The organism is Saxibacter everestensis, assembly GCF_025787225.1.
GTDB lineage: Bacteria > Actinomycetota > Actinomycetes > Actinomycetales > Brevibacteriaceae > Saxibacter > Saxibacter everestensis.
Genome location: NZ_CP090958.1, coordinates 1,733,434 through 1,751,644 on the forward strand (window position 1 = coordinate 1,733,434; position 18,211 = coordinate 1,751,644).

The window sequence follows — 18,211 nt, forward strand, 5'->3', positions numbered from 1 at the left end:
CAGCCGGGCCCGGCGTGATTCAAGTGGTCTTAGCCGCCGGCAACTGACTGGATCACCTGCACGTCCTGACCCGCGCCAATGACAGTCTTCTCGCCGTCCAGGTTCCGGATGTCCTCGCCATCGAGATAGAGGTTCACGTAGCGCCGGATCGCCCCCGTCTCATCCCTCAGCCGGCGGTCCAGAATCGGATAGGCTTCGGCAAGCTCATCCAGCAAGCCCTCGACAGTCGAGCCCACCGCCAGTGCGACCGTGACGTTCTCCTGGTCACCGATCAGCGCCGTCAGCGTGCGTGGAAGCCGGATCAGCACCTCGTGCGTTTCGCTCATCGGTCACCGACAACCGCTGCCCGAACGCACAGCACATCGGGGAGGTTGCCGACGACGTGATCGAAGCCCTCGCCCTCATTCGAACTCGCGTAGACGTCTCCGCCGCGAGTGCCGAAATATACGCCAACCGGATCAGCCTCATCGACGGCCGCCGCATCGCGCAGCACCGTGTTGTACTCGGCCTGGGGCAGACCATTGTCCAGCCGTCTCCAGCTGTTGCCCGCGTCATCGGTGCGGTGCACCGCGAGCCTGCCATCCGGCGGAATCCGCTCGCCGTCGGCCTTCATCGGGATCACCCAGGCAGTTCCCCCGGCGCGCGGGTGGGTCAGCATGACAAAGCCGAAGTCGGAAGGTAGACCGTCCGCGATGGACTTCCATGTGTCGGCGTTGTCATCGGAGCGGTACACGCCGTGATGGTTTTGCGCGTACAGTCGCTCGGGCACTTCTCCGTCCCGGGCGATCTTGTGCACGCACTGGCCGAACTCGGGATTCGGGTCGGGCAGGAAGTACGCCGAAATACCTGTATTGCGCGCCTGCCACGAGCCGCCGCCATCCGTCGAGCGGTATACGCCGCCGGTGCTCATGGCAACGTGGAGCATTTGCGGATCGGTGGGGTCCGGAGCAACAGAGTGCGCCGCCGCTCCCCCATATCCGGCTCCCCATTCGGCGCGATGCGGGTGGTCCCAGAGCCCCCGGTTCAACTCGAAGTGTTCACCGCCGTCGGTGGACTTCCACAACGAGATCGGCTCACAGCCGGCCCACACCACGCCCGGCCGGTCAGCGGAGTCCGGTTTGATCTGCCAGACTCGGGCCAGCGCCGCCCCGGTGTCGTCGGGAAACCGGATAGCGCCGTGGTCCGGCTCTTGCCAGCTGGCGCCGAAGTCGTCGGAATGGGCGACAGTCGGGCCCCAGTGCTCCGATGTCACGCCCACCATGATCCGGGTGCGCCCTTCACGGGTATCGATACCGATGCTGGGAATCTCATACATCAGGAAGTGCGGACCGGACAGCTCCCAGGACTTCCGGTCCTGGCTCGAGGCCAGCCACAGTCCCTTCTTGGTGCCGATTGCGAGGACGACTGCTCCGTTGCTGGTCATGCGCCTATCCAACCACCGCCGTGCCGCGAGTCGCAATGGCTTCGGGAGATTCTTCGTTGAACGGCCGGGCGTGTGACGGGTCACACGTTGGAGGTTAGGTTAGGCATGCTTTAGTATCGGGTCATGACGATGACCGACCAACACGTGCAGACCCCGTACCGCGCCTTCCGAGTCAGGGTGGCCAGGACAACCCGGCTCAGCGCCAGCTTCGTCCGGGTCACATTCACCGGCGATGACGTCCGTCTGCTTCGCGCCGACGCCCCTGACCAGCGGATCAAAGTCGTGTTGCCGGCTGCCGGCCAAGACCGGGTGGAGTTCGACGGCGGACCGGGCTGGTACGACGCGTTTAAGCTGAGCGATCCAGCGCACCGGCCAATCCTGCGCACCTACACCATCAGGGCGATCCGGCCGGATGACGACGAGGTGGATGTCGACTTCGTGCTGCATGGCGACAGCGGGCCGGCCTCGGGCTGGGTCAGCGGAGATCCGCTCGGCCGGGAGATCGTGTTGTTCGCACCAACCCACGAGTACTCGGGAGAGGTGGGTGGTTTCGAGTGGAAGCCACCCGCGCATGCAGTTGACCTGTTGCTCGCGGCCGACGAAACCGCGGTGCCCGCGGTCGCCGGCATCCTGGAATCCCTTCCCGCGGACGCCACCGGGCAGGTTTTTCTCGAGGTGCCGGATGCTTCGGACGCCATCGAACTGCACAGGCCAGCCAATGTTCGCGTCACCTGGTTGCCGCGCGGCGCAGACACAGTAGCCGGCGCCGCGCTGGTCCAGGCAATCAGGTCGGCTGAGATCAAGACGGCCGCGTCTGTTGCCGAATCCGATCCGTCCTTCCAGCTGGACGACATCGATGTCGATCGGGACATCCTCTGGGAGGTGACCGAGGACAACGACATTCCGTTCTACGCATGGATTGCCGGGGAAGCTGGTGCCGTGAAGGCAATCCGGCGCCATCTGGTCAACGACCGCGGGATCGAACGGAAGACCATCACTTTCATGGGCTACTGGCGGCTCGGCAAAGCCGAGATGTAAACGGCTGAGCTGTAACCGGCCGGGTGTAAACGGCTGAGCTGTAACCGGCTGAGACGTGACAGTGGCCTCGGATCTGCCGGGCAGCTAGATCTCGTTCACGTCGATCACTCGCACCACTGCGGTGCCCTGCTCGTCCGACTCCGCCAGATCAACCTCAGCGCTGATGCCGAAGTCGTTGTTGCCCTCCGGGTCGGCAAAGATCTGCCGTACCTGCCAGATGTCCGCACCCTTTTCAATGATCAGCATGGCGCTGCTACGCGCTTTGGCATCCGTGCCCAGATGGTCGTAGTTATCGAAGTAGTTCTCCATCGCTTCTGCCCAGCGGCCGGCATCCCAGCCGTCCCCGGCATCCAGCTCGCCAAGTGCCTGATACTGCCGGCGGGCTGCCAGGTCCACCCGCCTGAACAGCGCATTGCGCACCAGCACCATGAACGCCCGCGGATTCGCGGTCACTCCGGTTTCGACCGGAACTGGCGCCCGAACCTGGTCGGGAACGTCGGTGCCAGGATCCGTCAGAGCAGCCCACTCCTCCAGCAGGCTGGAGTCGACCTGGCGGACGAGCTCTCCGATCCAGTCGATCAGGTCGTGCAGCTCGGGCGTCTTCTTATCATCGGGAATCGTCTGCCGCATGGTCCGGTAGGCGTCGGCCAGGTATCGGAGCACGGCTCCCTCGGCCCGAGGCAATTTGTAGAAGGAGACGAACTCGGTGAAGGTCATTGCCCGTTCGTAGAGGTCACGCACGACCGACTTCGGTTTGAGATCGAAGTCCGACACCCACGGCTGGGTCTGCCGATAGATCGCGAACGCCTCATCCAGCATCTCGGCCAATGGGCGCGGATACGTGACGTCCTCGAGTAACTCCATCCGCTCCTCGTATTCGATGCCCTCGGCCTTCATCGCCGCAACGGCCTCGCCACGCGCCAATGATTCCTGGCCGCGAAGCACGGCCCGCGGCTCGTCGAGGGTGGCTTCCAGCACCGAAATGACGTCGAGCGGGTAGCTCTCCTGCTCCGGGTCGAGCAAGTCGATAACGGCAAGCGCGAACGGGGACAGTGGTTGGTTGAGCGCAAAGTTCGGCTGCAGCTCGGCAACCACCCGGAAACGCACTACCGGCTCGCCGTCGACTGCAGCCGTGTACCGCTCCAGCACCCCGGCCGTGAGCAGAGTCCTGCCAATACTGATCGCTTGTTTCATCAGGGCAAGCTGACGCCGACGCGGCTCGTGGTTATCTTCCAGCAAGTGCCGGATCACGGCCACGCTGTCGCCGCCGCGAGCCAACAGGTTCAGCACCATCGCGTGATTAATCGTCAGGTGCGATTCGAGAGTTTCCGGCGTCGACGACACCAGCCGGTCAAAGCTGCCTTCGCCCCAGGAAACGAAACCTTCCGGTGCCTTCTTCTTGACGATCTTCCGGCGCTTCTTCGCATCATCGCCGGCCTTCGCCAGCGACTTCTGGTTTTCAATCACATATTCGGGCGCCTGCACGACGACAGTTCCGGCATCGTCATACCCGGCGCGCCCGGCTCGCCCCGCGATCTGCTGGAACTCGCGTACCGAAAGCTGACGCATCCTGACGCCGTCGAACTTGGTCAGGGCAGTCAGCAGCACGGTCCTGATCGGCACGTTGATGCCGACCCCGAGGGTGTCAGTGCCGCAAATCACCTTGAGCAACCCCTGCTGGGCAAGCTGTTCGACCAGCCGCCGATATTTCGGCAGCATACCGGCGTGATGCACGCCGACCCCGTGCCGAAGCAGCCGGGAAAGCACCTTGCCGAAGCCGGTGCTGAACCGGAATCCACCGATAGCTTCGGCGATGGCGTCCCGCTCACTCCGGCTGGCGATACCCGCGCTCGTGAGCGATTGCGCCTGGTCGATCGCGGCCACTTGCGCGAAGTGCACTATGTAGATCGGTGCCTGTTTGGTGCTGAGCAGTTCCCCGATCTGCTCATGCAGAGGCGTGGTCGAGTAATAGAAATGCAATGGAACCGGCCGGATAGTCGAGGTGACATCCGCGGTCGGTCGCCCGGTACGGCGGGTCAGGTCCTTGGCAAGTTCGCTCACATTGCCGAGTGTCGCCGACATCAAAATGAATTGCGCCTGGGGCAGTTCGATCAGCGGCACCTGCCAGGCCCAGCCACGCTGTGGGTCGGCATAGAAATGAAACTCGTCCATCACGACCTGTGCCACATCCGCGTCCGCGCCTTCGCGCAGGGCGACATTGGCAAGAATCTCCGCTGTGCAACAGATGATCGGCGCGGCCGGGTTCACCGCCGTGTCCCCCGTCATCATTCCGACGTTGCGCGCGCCGAACACGTCGACGAGCGAAAAGAACTTCTCGGACACCAGCGCCTTCAACGGCGCGGTGTAGAAGGAGCGTCTGCCATTGGCCAGCGCAGCGAAATGCGCGCCAAGCGCGATCAGGCTCTTGCCCGAACCGGTAGGCGTGCTGACAATGACGTTCGACTCGGAAACGACCTCCAGGAGCGCCTCCTCCTGAGCGGGATACAGCTCAAGGCCCTGCTCCGTCACCCACGCCTCGAACGCATCGAAGATTGCCTCCGGCTGGCCGGCAAGGGTGGGGGGTACCTCGAGAGTTTTCATCACTAGTGATCTTGCCTCAGAAGCCGTGTCGCGCACCAACTCCGGCGAGAGCGTGCTTCACCCGATCCGACCGGGCCTCCTGTCCGGAGCCTGTCCGGATACCCCTAGGCTGGAAACCAGGACGGCGAATCGCAAAGCACGATACGGCAGAAGCACAGTGACGAGGTACGGAGGATCAATGCCGCTTTTTCTGGTGCAGTACAGCTACAGCCCGGACATCGAGCGACGGCTTGCAGAACGACCCGCGCATCGCGAGTGGTTGGGGGGCCTGTTCGACGAGGGCAGGTTGGTCGCTGCCGGTCCCTACGCCGATGACGGTGCACCCGGCGGGCAGCTGATCATCCGGGCCGAGACGGCGGGCGCCGTCGAAGAGCTACTCCCTGACGATCCCTACGCCCAGATCGGCGTGATCGCGGACGCCACCATCCGACAGTGGACCGTCGTCTTCGGCCCGTGGCAGGACTGAATCCGATATGACCACCCCCATCGAGAACTACGCCCTGATCAGCGACTGCCACACCGGGGCACTCGTCGGCGCGAATGGCAGCATCGATTGGCTCTGCCTGCCACGCTATGACTCCCCCGCGATGTTCGCTGCATTGCTTGGCACCGAGGACAACGGACGTTGGCTTATCGCGCCGAACGACGACGCTGCCTCAGTGCGCCGCGAATACGTCGGCGACAGCTTCGTGCTTCGTTCGGTCTGGACGACGCCGACCGGCACCGTGGAGGTCATCGATGCGATGCCGGTCCAGGACCGGCGAGCGGACATCATCCGCCGGATACGGGGCATCAAGGGAACTGTCGAAATGCGGCAGGAACTTGAGATCCGTTTCGGATACGGAGACGTCGTGCCCTGGGTTCGACGGCTGGACCATACCCCAGACCTGTCGGCGGAGCCACCTGCGGAAGAGGCCGACCAGCCCACGTCACGGCGGCGCGACTCGGTCAGCTCCGGGCCGTCGGTGCCATCGCATCCCTACAGCGTGGACGACCCCGACGACCGCAAAGCGCTTGTCGCGGTGGCCGGCCCAGACGCGGTGAAGCTTCGCGGCCCGCACCTGCCTTCGGCGACCGATATGCGGCACGAAGGCACCTTCCAGGTGGCCGAAGGTGAGACGCTCGATTACGTAATGACCTGGTTCCCCTCGCACCGGAAGCCACCCGGGCCGCTGAAGGTGACCGAACGGCTCGAGCACACTATCGACTACTGGCACAACTGGGCCCAGCGGAGTGACGCCAAGTACCCGTATCAGGAGGCGGTCACACGTTCGCTCCTCGTGCTGCGGGCGCTGACCCATGAAGACACCGGCGGTATCGTTGCCGCGGCCACTACCTCACTGCCGGAACGGTACGGCGGCGAACGTAACTGGGACTACCGGTACTGCTGGCTGCGAGACGCCGCACTCACGCTCGAGGCGTTACTCTCTCATGGCTACAGCGACGTAGCCGGGCACTGGCGTAACTGGTTGCTTCGTGCCGTTGCCGGCGACCCGGAGGATCTGCAGATAATGTACGGCCTCGCCGGGGAGCGTGACCTGCCGGAGCGCGAGTTGGAACATCTGAACGGCTACGCCGGTTCCAGGCCGGTCCGGGTGGGGAACGCCGCGGTGGACCAGTACCAGGCGGATGTGCTCGGTGAAGTGATGGTGTCACTGGAGATGGCGCGCCACGCCAACGTCGTCGAGGATGCCTTTTCCTGGCCGTTGCAGCGCACCCTGCTTGGCCATCTGGCGAAGAACTGGAAGGAGCCGGACAACGGAATCTGGGAAGTCCGCGGCGAACGTCAGCACTTCACACATTCCCGCGCGATGCTGTGGGCCGCTTTCGACCGAGGAGTGCGGGCAGTGGAGGAATACGGCCTGAGCGGCGATGCCGAGTCGTGGCGAAACCTCCGGGACAGCATTGCCGACGAAATAGAGGCAAACGGCTTCGATCGCCGCCGCAACACCTACACCCAGTACTACGGTTCAACCACCGTGGACGCTTCGCTGCTGCAGCTTGCCCAGATCGGCTACCTGGCCTACGACGATCCGAGAATGCTCGGCACGGTTGCCGCACTTGAGCGGGACCTGATGCCCGATGGTCTGCTGCTGCGCTACGACACCGACGAGGGCGTCGACGGGCTACCACCGGGAGAGCATCCTTTCCTGGCCTGCTCCTTCTGGCTGGTCGAGCAGTATGCGAAGTCCGGCCGGCTTCCGGACGCCCGGCGGCTGATGGATCGGTTACTCGGCCTGCGCAACGAGCTTGGCTTGCTGTCCGAAGAATACGACGTCAGGAACGAGCGGATGCTCGGAAATTATCCACAGGCATTCAGCCACCTCACCCTGGTGCGTGCCGCCGACGCGATCCATCAGGCCTCCGAGGAAGCCGCGGACCAGGATGTGAGCCGGCCCAGGCAGGATGCCGACTGGATCGACCCTGGATCGAACTAGCCAGCGCCGGCGGTGAAACTGCGAACACGGTGCAGGAACGCGAGCGTATTCAGCCTGCGTTCCAGCACCGTGTTTGCACCCTTAGCCGGGTCGTCCGACTAGCTATCCCGTGAGTGGTCCTGCACGACCTCGACATCGGCGTCAGCGTCGGCGTCGGCGTCAGCGTCGGCGTCGGTGTCGGTGTCCGCAGACGCCGCCACCCGCTTCTCGTCATGCGACATCTTGATCAGGCTGGCGATCGTGGCGAGAGCCATTGTGCCGACGATCACGCCGAGCGAGACCCAGGTGCTGAATTCAGGCGCCCAGCTGATGTGTTCGCCGCCGTTGATGAACGGCAGCTCGTTCTCGTGCATGGCATGGAATACCAGCTTGACCCCGATGAAGGCGAGGATGACCGCGATGCCGTACTTGAGGTAAACCAGACGATCCAGCAGGCCGCCGAGAAGGAAGTAAAGCTGCCGCAGGCCCATCAGCGCAAAGATGTTCGCGGTGAAGACTAGATAGGGGCTTTGGGTGATGCCGAAGATGGCCGGAATGGAATCCAGGGCAAACATCACATCGGTCGTGCCGATCGCGATGAAGACGAGCAGCATCGGCGTGAAGAACTTTTTGCCGTCAATTACAGTCTTCAGTTTGTTGCCGTCGAACTCCGAAGAAATGTTGATCCGCTTCCGCAGGATCCGGATCAGCGCATTGTCCTCGTTCTCGTCATCGTCACCGCTGAATGCCTGGGTGTAGGCGGTGTACAGCAGGAACGCGCCGAAGATGTAGAAGATCCAGCTGAAGTTTGAGATCAGCTGCGCGCCGAGCAGGATGAAGACACCGCGGAAGACCAGGGCCAGGATGATACCGACCATCAGCACTTCCTGCTGGAACTTTCGCGGCACGGCGAACCGTCCCATGATGATGACGAACACAAACAGGTTGTCGATGCTGAGGCTGTACTCGGTGAGCCAGCCGGCCAGGAACTGGGCACCGTGCTCGGCGTCGCCGAGCAGGAACATCAGACCGGCGAAAACCAGGGCCAGCGCAACATAGAAGGCAACCCAGAGGCTTGCTTCTTTCATTGACGGCACGTGCGGCCGCTTGATCACAAGCAGCAAATCACCGACGAGGATGAGTACGAGTACGACAAGTGAGCCGATCTCGAACCACAGGGGTAGGGCGAGGTCCATTCGGGGCCTTTCGAGTTATTCGTGCAGACGTTCGTTTCGCTCATTTATTGTGCTTACGGCACAACGAAACCCGAAAGTCTCTCCCGCATTGGTTAAAACAATGCCACCGCGCCCGGAACCTCGCTGGTGAAGCTCGTGCTGACGTCCGCGGTGTTTTGGGATACTCCCCTTCGCTGGGTCAATCCTAACCGATCGGAAGCGAACCCGTCTCAGCTAGCGTGCCGTGGCCAACCGGAGCCCAAGCAATGACGCGCCGTGGCGCACCCGGGCCGAGCACACCCAAGCACACGGGCGAGTGGCCCAGTCCAGGCGTGACCGGGCCGAGCGAACCCAGTCCGGGCACGCTGGCGGCCAGCCGCGACCAGTCCAGGCGTCCCCGCTAGGCGTGACCGGCCGATTTCATCTGGCGTAGCTCCTTCTTCAATTCGGACAGTTCGTCGCGCAACCTCGCCGCCAGCTCGAACTGCAGCTCGGCTGCGGCGCCGTGCATCTGTTCGGTCAGCTGGGTGATCAGATCTGCGAGATCGTTGGCAGGCAGCTCCGCGAGCTTGCCGGTTCGAGCGTGTCCCTCGCCGGGCACCGGAACCTTCCGGCGGGTGGCGGCGTCCGCGAGCAGTTCCGCGGTGTCGGCGTCTTCCCGGCGGAGCGAATCGGTGATGTCGGCGATCTTTTTGCGAAGCGGCTGGGGGTCGACGCCTTTTTCCAGGTTGTAGGCGACCTGCTTCTCCCGGCGGCGATTCGTTTCTTCGATCGCGAACTGCATCGACGGCGTTACCCTGTCGGCGTACATGTGCACCGCACCCGAGACGTTTCGGGCCGCCCGCCCGATCGTCTGAATCAGCGAGGTCGACGAACGCAGGAAACCTTCTTTGTCCGCGTCGAGAATGGCAACCAGTGAAACCTCCGGCAGGTCGAGTCCCTCACGCAGCAGGTTGATCCCGACCAGGACGTCGAATTCGCCGCTGCGCAGTTCGCGAAGCAGCTCGACCCGCCGCAGTGTGTCGACATCGGAGTGCAGATACTGCACCCGCACGCCGTGCTCAAGGAAGTAGTCGGTCAGGTCCTCGGCCATCTTCTTGGTCAGTGTCGTGACCAGGATGCGTTCGTTCTTCGCCACCCGAGCGTGAATTTCGCCCAGCAGGTCGTCGATCTGGCCCTTGGTCGGTTTGACCACCACCTCCGGATCGACCAGACCCGTCGGCCGGATAATCTGTTCGACGAAGCCATCGGACTGGCCCATCTCGTACTTCCCCGGCGTCGCCGACAGGTACACCCGCTGGCCGATCCGATCCAGGAACTCCTCCCAGCGCAGCGGCCGGTTGTCCATCGCACTCGGCAGCCGGAAACCGTGCTCAACCAAGGTGCGCTTCCGGGACATGTCTCCTTCGTACATTCCGCCGATTTGCGGGACTGTGACATGCGACTCGTCGATCACTAGCAGGAAGTCTTCCGGGAAGTAGTCCAGCAGGCAGTTTGGCGCAGATCCTTTTTCCCGGCCATCGATGTGCCGGGAGTAGTTCTCGATGCCCGAGGTGAAGCCGACCGACTGCATCATCTCGAGGTCATACGCAGTCCTCATCCTTAGCCGCTGAGCCTCAAGCAGCTTGTTCTGCTTCTCAAGTTCGTCGAGCCGCTCCTGAAGTTCGGCCTCGATCGCGGTCACCGCACGGTCCATCCGCTCAGGGCCCGCAACGTAGTGGGACGCCGGAAAAACATGGATGGTTTCTTCGTCGCGCACGATCTCGCCTGTCAACGGATGCAGTGTGTACAACTTGTCGACTTCGTCGCCGAAGAACTCGATCCTGATGGCGAGTTCCTCGTACTGCGGGATGATCTCGACGGTGTCGCCACGGACCCGGAACGTGCCTCGGGTGAACGCCATATCGTTTCGGGAGTACTGCATCGACACGAAGTGCCGGAGCAGGTCGTCCCGGCTGACCTCGTCGCCGACGTTGAGCGTGACCATCCGGTCCACGTACTCCTCGGGCGTACCGAGGCCGTATATGCAGGAAACAGTCGAGACCACGACGACATCCCGCCTGGTCAGCAGGGCGTTGGTGGCCGAGTGCCGGAGCCGCTCAACCTCGTCATTGACCGACGAATCCTTTTCGATGAAGGTGTCGGTTTGCGGTACATACGCTTCCGGCTGGTAGTAGTCGTAGTACGAAACAAAGTACTCGACCGCGTTGTTCGGCAGGAGCTCACGAAACTCATTGGCCAGCTGCGCTGCCAGAGTCTTGTTCGGCGCCATCACGAGGGTAGGACGTTGCACCTGTTCGATCAGCCAGGCAGTCGTCGCCGATTTTCCGGTTCCGGTGGCGCCGAGCAGCACGACATCCCGTTCGCCTGCCGACAGCCGCTCGGTCAGCTCCTTGATCGCTGTCGGCTGATCACCGGACGGCGAGAAGTCACTGATCACCTCGAACGGTGCCACGGTACGCGTCACATGCGGACGGTGCCCGATCTTCGGCAGTGGCCGGGTAGCGTCCGTCATCGTGTCATCTCTGCTCATACTCATACGCTACGCGCTGGCACTGACAGTCACCGGGTGAGGCTGACGCCCGACGCGTAACACGTCGGGCGTCGCACCCGAGACTGGTTGCACGACCTCCGTCAGGCAACGCCCAGATAGGCCTCTTTCACGGCAGGATCGGCCAGAATCTCGGCACCAGTGCCGCGGTGCGTGATCTCGCCGGACTCCAGCACATACGCGCGATCCGCGATGGCTAGCGCCTGGTTGGCGTTCTGTTCCACCAGCAGAATCGTGGTGCCCTGTTCATGAATCTGCCGAACGATCTTGAAAATCTGCCGGATGAACTGCGGAGCAAGCCCCATCGATGGCTCGTCGAGCAGCAAAAGCTTCGGCTCACCCATCAGTGCCCGGCCGATCGCCAGCATCTGCTGCTCCCCACCGGACATCGTGCCGCCGGTCTGGGTCTTCCGCTCGGCAAGCCGCGGGAACAGGTCGAAGACCCGCTCCAGATTGGCCGCATATTTTTTGTCCCGCTTACGGGTGTAGGCGCCCATGTCGAGGTTCTCGAGCACTGTCATGTTCGGGAAGATACCGCGGCCTTCCGGCGCGAGCGAGATGCCGCGGACGACCCTGACGTGTGCCTTCACTTTTGTGATGTCGTCGCCATCGAACCTGATACTTCCGGTAGAGGCCTTGAGCAGTCCGGAGACAGCACGCATCGTCGTGGTCTTGCCCGCGCCGTTGGCGCCGATCAGCGTTACGATCTCCCCCTGGTCGACCGATAGCGACATCCCCGTGATTGCCTGAATGCGGCCGTAGTGCACCGTGATGTCGTCGAGCTCAAGCAGCGCCATCGTCGGCCTCTTCTCCCAGGTAGGCGGCGACTACCGCCGGGTTCTCCCGAATGGCCTTCGGCTTGTCGTCGGCGATCTTCTTACCGAACTCGAGCACGACGATCCGGTCCGTCACGCCCATCACCAGCTTCATATCGTGTTCGATCAACAACACCGTGTAACCGTCGTTGCGGATCGTGCGGATGAGCGCCATCAGCTCTTCCTTTTCGGCGGGATTGAACCCTGCCGCCGGCTCATCCAAGCACAACAGCTTCGGATCCGTCGCCAGTGCGCGAGCAATTTCCAGTCGTCGCTGATAGCCGTATGGCAGGTTGCGCGCCTGGAACTCGGCCTTGTCTGCGATGCCGACAAACTCCAGCAGCGCCATCCCCCGGTCGATCGCCGTCCGCTCCTCACGGTAGTGCCGTGGTGAGCGGAACAACGCTCCCCAGACACTTGTCTTGTGCCGGGCGTCCAGACCCACGATCACGTTCTCCAGCGCCGACATCTCGCCGAACAGCCGGATGTTCTGGAATGTCCTGGCCAGGCCGGCCTGGGTTATGTGGTGCTGTTTACGGCCGACGATCGAGTTGCCCTCCAGCAGCACAGTGCCGCTACTTGGTTTGTATACCCCGGTCATCGCGTTGAAGCAGGTGGTTTTGCCAGCGCCGTTGGGTCCGATCAGGCCCAAGATCTCGCCGCGCCTGATATTGAACGACACCGAGTCGAGAGCGGTCAGGCCGCCGAATTTCACCGAGAGATTCTCGATTTCAACCAGGTTCTCGCCCTCTTCCACGGCGATTTCACGTTCCGGCGCGGCAAGCTGCGCCACCTCTGAATCCAGGTCAGGGACCGGTGCGGGAGCGTTCTCAGTCATCAGCTCTCCTCCTTTGCCCGGCTGGTCCGCGTTCGTGATTCGGTACTTCTGCCGAGCGCCTCGACTTTGGCACGCACCGTCTTGCCAAATGTCAGCAGCTGCTGGCGCGCGCCGAGCAGGCCCTGCGGCCGGAAGATCATCAGAAGCACGAGTGCCACGCCGAAAATCAGATATTTGTACTCCGCTATAGCGGTGAATCGCAGCGGGATATAGGACACCAGCGCACCACCGACGATGGCGCCGACCTTGTTTCCGGCACCGCCAAGGACCACAGCGGCCAGGAACAGGATCGAGGTCTGTACGTCGAACTTCTGGTTGTTGACGAAGCCGACCTGACCCGCGAACAATGCCCCGGACAGGCCGCCGATAGCGGCGCCGATCGCGAATGCCCACAGCTTGTACTTGAACGTCGGCACTCCCATGATCTCTGCCGCGTCCTCATCTTCCCGGATAGCGTTCCAGGCGCGACCCACTCGGCTGCGTTCCAGGTTGCCGAGCAGCAGCATGACGATGATGATGATCGTCACGGTCAGCCAGTACCAGGGCAACCCCTCGGAGTTCGCGAAGATCGGCGTGCCGTCGGCGTTGGTGCCCGGAGGCCGCCCTACGTTTTGGAAACCGGGCTGGCCCTTGAGTGCGGGCACGATAGTTGCCAGCAGGCGGATGATTTCGCCGAATCCGAGAGTCACAATCGCCAGGTAGTCACCCCTGAGCCGCAAAGTCGGTATTCCCAGACAGACCCCGAACACGACGGTGACCACCATGGCGAGCGGCAACGTCCAGAGGTACGGAATGTGAATGTAGCTGGAGTCGCTGCTGGTCCAGAGCGCCGCCACATAGGAACCGACCGCGAAGAAGCCCACGTAGCCGAGGTCGAGCAGGCCGGCCTGGCCGACGACGACATTCAGGCCGAGCGCGACGAGCGCGAACCTGGCCATGTCGAAACAGGCCAGAGCGAAGTTGTTACCGGGCTCCGTGGTGATGATCGGCGGGTTCAGCACAGGCAGCAGGTAGACCAGGACCACGACGATGATCAGGACCAGCCACTGCTGCATCCGTGGCATCCGCTCCCATTTATCCCAGAGGCCCTGGAACCGGTTGTGCTTCTTCGTGGGCTCCGCCTGCCGATCCTGCGCCGCCTGCGCGGCAGCTGCCCCGGGCAGCGGCGTCTGTCCATCTGTTGTACTCATGCCCGTACCTTCCCGAGGTCGCTTCCGAGGACGCCGTTCGGCCGAACCATCAGCACCAGGACAAGGACGACGAAGCACACCACGTCGGTCCACTGTGCACTGCCGAGCAGAATCTGACCGTAATTACCGATCAGGCCCAGCAGGAATCCGCCGAGCAGCGCGCCGCGTACATTGCCGATCCCGCCGAGAACGGCGGCGGTGAAGGCCTTGATCCCGAGGATGAAGCCGCCGATGTACTGCACGCCGGAAGGAATCTTCATGACGTAGAACAACGCGGCCGCGCCGGCCAGCAGGCCGCCGATCACGAATGTGGTCATGATGATGCGTTCCTTGTTCACCCCCATCAGGGTGGCGGTGTCCGGATCCTGCGCGACGGCTCGAATGCCGCGGCCGGTGCGGGTCCGGCGGATGAACTGGTCCACCACAACCATCATCACGATCGCAGCGGCGACGATCACGATCTGCTGACTGTCGATGATGGTGCCGAATACGTCGAAGACTGGGTAAGGCCTGAACATGATCACGGCAGGCTCGGGATCCGGACCGCGGATCAGTCGAATGATGTACTGGACCGCAAAGGAGGCACCGATAGCGGTGATCAGGAAGACCAGGCGCGGCGCGTTCTTGCGCCGCAGCGGCCGATAGGCCACCCGCTCCAGGACCAACGCCATCACTGCAGCGGCCAACATCCCGACGATGCCGGCCAAAACCAGGTTCAGGATTATTGCGCCGATGGAGAGATTCGGCGCGGAGGGGCCGAAGCCGAGGCCGGAGAGGGTGAAGACGACGGCGTAGGCGCCGACGATGAACACCTCGGAGTGGGCGAAATTGATCAGATTGAGCACGCCGTAGACCAGCGTGTAGCCGAGCGCGACCAGCGCGTAGATCGCGCCGAAGGTAAGCCCGTCAAACGTCGCCGACCAGAAATTCTGGCCAAGGCTGGCGAAATCGAACGTCACCCACTCGTCGGCGGCAAGAATAGTTGTCACGAAGAAGTCCTTGGGAGCTTTATGACGAGGGGCTCACCCGTCCGGGCGAGCCCCTCCCCATCGAGGAACGTTGAGTGGTTAGAGTGCTCCGACGGAGACGATCTTGCCGTCTTCGACCTTGTAGCCGTAAACCGCGGCCTCGGCCAACTCCCCCTTCTCGTCCCACTTGTACTTCTTGCTCAGGCCGTTGGCGTCGTAGCCCTTGACCCAGGCCTTCAGATCCTCGCGCGTCGTCTTGCCCTTGTCGATGCCGGCCAGCAGCACGGTGGCCGCATCGTAGCCCTCGATCGAGTACGTTCCCGGCGCCTTGCCGTCTGACACCTTGGTGTAGGCAGCAGAGAAGTCCTTGATCAACTCGCCCGGGATACAGGGGCAGGTGAAGTACGCGTTCGACGCAGCGTCGCCGGCCTGTTCGATGAAGGCGTTGTCCTTCAGCCCGTCCGGCCCGATGAAGGTGCCTTCGAAGCCTTTGCCGACCAACTGGCTGTCGAACGGCGCACCCTCGGCGTAGTAGCCGGAGAAGAACACTGCGTCCGGCTTGGCGTTCATCACCTTCGAGATCGTCGCGGAGAAGTCTTTCTGGCCGGTGGTGACCTTGTCGACTCCGGCGACCTTGTCGCCCAGCGCTGCCTGCGTCGTCTTGGACAGCCCGATGCCGTACTCGGAATCATCCTCGATCACGTAGACCTTCTTTGCACCGAGCTTGTCGGCGAGCTGACCGACGGCCGGTCCCTGGACGTTGTCATTGCCCAGGCCACGGAAGAAGGTGGTCCAGCCGTTCTCACTCAGTCCCGGGCCGGTAGCGGCCGGTGTGATGTGCACAAGCCCCTTTTGTTCCAGAATGTTGCCGGTCGCCTTCGACTCGCCGGAGAACGGCAGGCCAACGATTCCGATGATGTCCTCGACACTGGCGGCCTGGGTCGTCGGACCGGTCGCCTTATTCGGGTCACCTTCGGTGTCGTACTTCTTGAACTGCACCTGGCAGTCTGGATTTGCCTCGTTGTGCTGGTCGATGGCCAGCTGCACGCCATTGAAGATGTTCACGCCGAGCTGCGCGTTGGGACCGGTCTCGGCGCCAACGTAGGCAAGCGTTGTCTTTGCGTCACATTTCGCCTTGCCGTCACCGGCCGGCAGAACGGCATCTGCGGGTACTTCGACTGTATCCAGGGCAGGGAGGTCTTTCAGGCCGCCAGCCGCCGATTCCGACCCGCCGCCCTCGCTTGGCTGATTTGCGCAACCCGATGCGACGAGCGCGAGCACGCCGGCCGCGGCGAACGCACCGATTAATTTCCTAGACCGGGGCATTAGTCCTCCGTTTTTCGTGAATCCCACAGTGGGTACTTGGGTTTACCTGATCAGTGATGAAACCGCACAGCGTCTCAAGCGAAGAAGACATGAAATTTCATCGTGATAATTCTCACCATTGTGATGGCTCCTTAGGTTTTAGCAAGACAGCTGGCGAACCCTCTACTCTTTTTGGACACATTTTGGTCACAGCTCTTCCGGCGGTAACGCACTGGAGAACGGCTGCTTCGAAAATTTGCTCCGCTGCGTCGTCGTTCTGCGCCGTCGCCGCGCGAGCGCAGGGATGATTCCAGGCGCCGAGGACACCGGTCCCGGCATAGCGAGGGAGGGCCCCGATGGAGCCCTCCCTTTCAGCGGTATCGCCGGCTTTGCCGTGGCCTGTTTACTGGGCCGGGGCGGCTTCCCGCGTGTCGAGCGTCGTCAACTCACCCTTCTCGTTGTAGCCATAGACCTCGATCGTCGCTTTCCCGGGCTCACCAGCCGCAACGAAGTCCAACGGCCCGCTGGCGCCGTCGTAGTCGATGTCCTTGCCATCATCGAGCAACGTCTTGCAGTCGGCGAACGATGTGCACTTCTCGCCATCCTTGGTGACGTTCACGACTTCGGCCTTGAAGTCGTTCGCGTCAGTGGACTCCGTCGCCTGCGCCGCAAGCGCGATCACGTTGACACAGTCGTAAACCTGGGGGGCGAACTGCAACTCTTGCAGGTCGGGCGCGAAGGCTTTGAGCTCTTTGGTGAATTCGGGGTTGTCGGCCGAAGCCGGCGCAGTTCCCTTCATCCCGGCAAGCACATCGGGGTTGTTTGGATCAACCAGTGTGGCGAGGTCGGTGTTGCGCAGCCCGTCCGCGCCGTAGAGCCCTACCTTGTCCGGGGTCAGACCGGCCTCGATCAGGCCCTTGAGAATCTGCGTTCCTTCCTCGAAAGCAATCACCGCCACGGCATCCGGCTTGGAACTGACAATCTTCTGGACCGTGGCATTGAAGTCGGTCGTCTTCGGGTCGTACGCCTCGTTGACCGCCACCGTCGCGCCACCATTTTCCAGCGCCTTCGCGGTTGCGTCAGCCAGGCCCCTGCCGTAATCGTCGGCCCTGGCAGCAATCGCGATCTTGCTGTGTCCGTCACCCGTGATCACGTCTGCCAATACGGGGCCTTGGAGAGCGTCCGACGGTGCGGTGCGAAAGTACAGATCGTCATCCTGATAATCAGTGAATGTCGGTGCGGTATTGGAACCAGAGCATTGAGCGACCCCGGCACCGGTGATCTTATCGATGATCGCCAGCGACATGCCCGAAGCCGCCGCTCCAATCACCGCGTTGACGTTGGCGTTAAGCACTCGATCGGCCGACTGCGATGCGATCGCCTGATCGTTGGCCTCATCGCCTCCGACCGGATCGGGGATCTCATTGCCGAGCACACCGCCAGCGTCGTTGATCTCCTTGATGGCGAGTTTCATCGCTTCGATCTGTGGCGGACCGAGATAGGCGAGGTCGCCGGTCTCCGGGAGAACGTAGCCCAGCTTGAGGGGCTCGCCGCCGGCATCGCCTCCGCCTGTGTCGCCACCGCCTCCCCCACCATTTCCGCCACAGGCTGTGAGGGCGAGCATCACCGCGGCGGTAGCGCCGACAGCCTTCATCCAGATTCGCGTTTGCATGGGATCTCCTCGCACGCAGCGTCGGACATGCGGCGGCGGATCGGTTGTATGAGGCCATTCGACTTTTTGCCGGCCGCCGTTGCCTCACAGTCTCCCGATGTGGCGAGAGTAACAGACCTACCGGCCAAAGGCGGCTGACGTGACCAACATGTTACGGGTCCGTATCCCGCTGCTGAGGTTCGCCTGCCGACAACGGAATTTGGTCCTTGCCGCAACGG

Annotated in this window: 14 protein-coding genes; 3 read left to right on the plus strand and 11 right to left on the minus strand. The window is 62.7% G+C overall.

Annotated features, from left to right (window positions below; all coding sequences use genetic code 11):
- Positions 1-29 precede the first annotated feature (29 nt).
- Together LWF01_RS08345 and LWF01_RS08350 are read right to left on the minus strand one after the other, a co-directional pair.
- Complete coding sequence (locus LWF01_RS08345) at positions 30-326, minus strand: MoaD/ThiS family protein (RefSeq protein ID WP_349640567.1); 297 nt, start codon at positions 324-326, stop codon at positions 30-32.
- Positions 323-1,423, minus strand: a complete 1,101-nt coding sequence (locus LWF01_RS08350; protein ID WP_349640568.1) for a WD40/YVTN/BNR-like repeat-containing protein — start codon at positions 1,421-1,423, stop codon at positions 323-325. The genes LWF01_RS08345 and LWF01_RS08350 overlap by 4 nt, the downstream gene beginning before the upstream one ends.
- A 123-nt stretch (positions 1,424-1,546) precedes the next feature.
- On the opposite strand from LWF01_RS08350, the gene LWF01_RS08355 reads away from it, so the two are divergent.
- Entirely contained in the window at positions 1,547-2,461 is a 915-nt protein-coding gene (locus tag LWF01_RS08355; protein ID WP_349640569.1) for a siderophore-interacting protein, read from the plus strand.
- A gap of 84 nt (positions 2,462-2,545) precedes the next feature.
- Here LWF01_RS08355 and LWF01_RS08360 read toward each other — a convergent pair whose 3' ends face one another.
- Positions 2,546-5,062: a DEAD/DEAH box helicase gene (locus LWF01_RS08360; protein ID WP_349640570.1), complete on the minus strand. Its 2,517-nt coding sequence runs from the start codon at positions 5,060-5,062 to the stop codon at positions 2,546-2,548.
- Between the two features lie 178 nt (positions 5,063-5,240).
- Here LWF01_RS08360 and LWF01_RS08365 point away from each other — a divergent pair, with 178 nt between their 5' ends.
- Together LWF01_RS08365 and LWF01_RS08370 are read left to right on the plus strand one after the other, a co-directional pair.
- Positions 5,241-5,528 (plus strand): YciI family protein, encoded by a 288-nt coding sequence (locus tag LWF01_RS08365; protein WP_349640571.1) that lies wholly within the window; start codon positions 5,241-5,243, stop codon positions 5,526-5,528.
- A gap of 7 nt (positions 5,529-5,535) precedes the next feature.
- Positions 5,536-7,500, plus strand: a complete 1,965-nt coding sequence (locus LWF01_RS08370; protein ID WP_349640572.1) for a glycoside hydrolase family 15 protein — start codon at positions 5,536-5,538, stop codon at positions 7,498-7,500.
- A gap of 98 nt (positions 7,501-7,598) precedes the next feature.
- On the opposite strand, the gene LWF01_RS08375 is transcribed toward LWF01_RS08370, so the two are convergent.
- The 8 genes from LWF01_RS08375 to LWF01_RS08410 form a co-directional block, all read right to left on the minus strand.
- Positions 7,599-8,675 carry a TerC family protein gene (locus tag LWF01_RS08375; RefSeq protein WP_349640573.1) on the minus strand — a complete coding sequence of 359 codons (1,077 nt, stop codon included), beginning with the start codon at positions 8,673-8,675 and terminating at the stop codon, positions 7,599-7,601.
- A gap of 379 nt (positions 8,676-9,054) precedes the next feature.
- The gene (gene uvrB, locus LWF01_RS08380) at positions 9,055-11,169 is read right to left on the minus strand and encodes an excinuclease ABC subunit UvrB (RefSeq protein WP_349640862.1); all 2,115 of its coding nucleotides are present in this window, start codon (positions 11,167-11,169) and stop codon (positions 9,055-9,057) included.
- A gap of 119 nt (positions 11,170-11,288) precedes the next feature.
- Positions 11,289-12,002, minus strand: coding sequence for an ABC transporter ATP-binding protein (locus LWF01_RS08385; RefSeq protein ID WP_349640574.1), 714 nt, complete (start codon positions 12,000-12,002; stop codon positions 11,289-11,291).
- Positions 11,989-12,858, minus strand: coding sequence for an ABC transporter ATP-binding protein (locus LWF01_RS08390; RefSeq protein ID WP_349640575.1), 870 nt, complete (start codon positions 12,856-12,858; stop codon positions 11,989-11,991). Before LWF01_RS08390 ends, LWF01_RS08385 begins: the two co-directional genes overlap by 14 nt.
- On the minus strand, positions 12,858-14,048 hold the full coding sequence (locus tag LWF01_RS08395; protein WP_349640576.1) for a branched-chain amino acid ABC transporter permease: 1,191 nt from the start codon (positions 14,046-14,048) through the stop codon (positions 12,858-12,860). The genes LWF01_RS08390 and LWF01_RS08395 overlap by 1 nt, the downstream gene beginning before the upstream one ends.
- Positions 14,045-15,028: a branched-chain amino acid ABC transporter permease gene (locus LWF01_RS08400; RefSeq protein ID WP_349640863.1), complete on the minus strand. Its 984-nt coding sequence runs from the start codon at positions 15,026-15,028 to the stop codon at positions 14,045-14,047. Before LWF01_RS08400 ends, LWF01_RS08395 begins: the two co-directional genes overlap by 4 nt.
- A gap of 87 nt (positions 15,029-15,115) precedes the next feature.
- Entirely contained in the window at positions 15,116-16,342 is a 1,227-nt protein-coding gene (locus LWF01_RS08405; RefSeq protein WP_349640577.1) for a branched-chain amino acid ABC transporter substrate-binding protein, read from the minus strand.
- Between the two features lie 382 nt (positions 16,343-16,724).
- Entirely contained in the window at positions 16,725-17,993 is a 1,269-nt protein-coding gene (locus tag LWF01_RS08410; protein ID WP_349640578.1) for an ABC transporter substrate-binding protein, read from the minus strand.
- Between the last annotated feature and the right edge of the window lie 218 nt (positions 17,994-18,211).

Bases quoted from the DNA above. Each gene is read 5' to 3' on its own strand.
- LWF01_RS08375 (WP_349640573.1), bottom strand. From the start codon at position 8,675: ATGGACCTCGCCCTACCCCTGTGGTTCGAGATCGGCTCACTTGTCGTA.
- uvrB (WP_349640862.1), bottom strand. From the start codon at position 11,169: ATGACGGACGCTACCCGGCCACTGCCGAAGATCGGGCACCGTCCGCAT.
- LWF01_RS08350 (WP_349640568.1), bottom strand. From the start codon at position 1,423: ATGACCAGCAACGGAGCAGTCGTCCTCGCAATCGGCACCAAGAAGGGA.
- LWF01_RS08410 (WP_349640578.1), bottom strand. From the start codon at position 17,993: ATGCAAACGCGAATCTGGATGAAGGCTGTCGGCGCTACCGCCGCGGTG.
- LWF01_RS08395 (WP_349640576.1), bottom strand. From the start codon at position 14,048: ATGAGTACAACAGATGGACAGACGCCGCTGCCCGGGGCAGCTGCCGCG.
- LWF01_RS08405 (WP_349640577.1), bottom strand. From the start codon at position 16,342: ATGCCCCGGTCTAGGAAATTAATCGGTGCGTTCGCCGCGGCCGGCGTG.
- LWF01_RS08370 (WP_349640572.1), top strand. From the start codon at position 5,536: ATGACCACCCCCATCGAGAACTACGCCCTGATCAGCGACTGCCACACC.
- LWF01_RS08365 (WP_349640571.1), top strand. From the start codon at position 5,241: ATGCCGCTTTTTCTGGTGCAGTACAGCTACAGCCCGGACATCGAGCGA.
- LWF01_RS08345 (WP_349640567.1), bottom strand. From the start codon at position 326: ATGAGCGAAACGCACGAGGTGCTGATCCGGCTTCCACGCACGCTGACG.
- LWF01_RS08390 (WP_349640575.1), bottom strand. From the start codon at position 12,858: ATGACTGAGAACGCTCCCGCACCGGTCCCTGACCTGGATTCAGAGGTG.
- LWF01_RS08355 (WP_349640569.1), top strand. From the start codon at position 1,547: ATGACGATGACCGACCAACACGTGCAGACCCCGTACCGCGCCTTCCGA.
- LWF01_RS08360 (WP_349640570.1), bottom strand. From the start codon at position 5,062: ATGAAAACTCTCGAGGTACCCCCCACCCTTGCCGGCCAGCCGGAGGCA.
- LWF01_RS08385 (WP_349640574.1), bottom strand. From the start codon at position 12,002: ATGGCGCTGCTTGAGCTCGACGACATCACGGTGCACTACGGCCGCATT.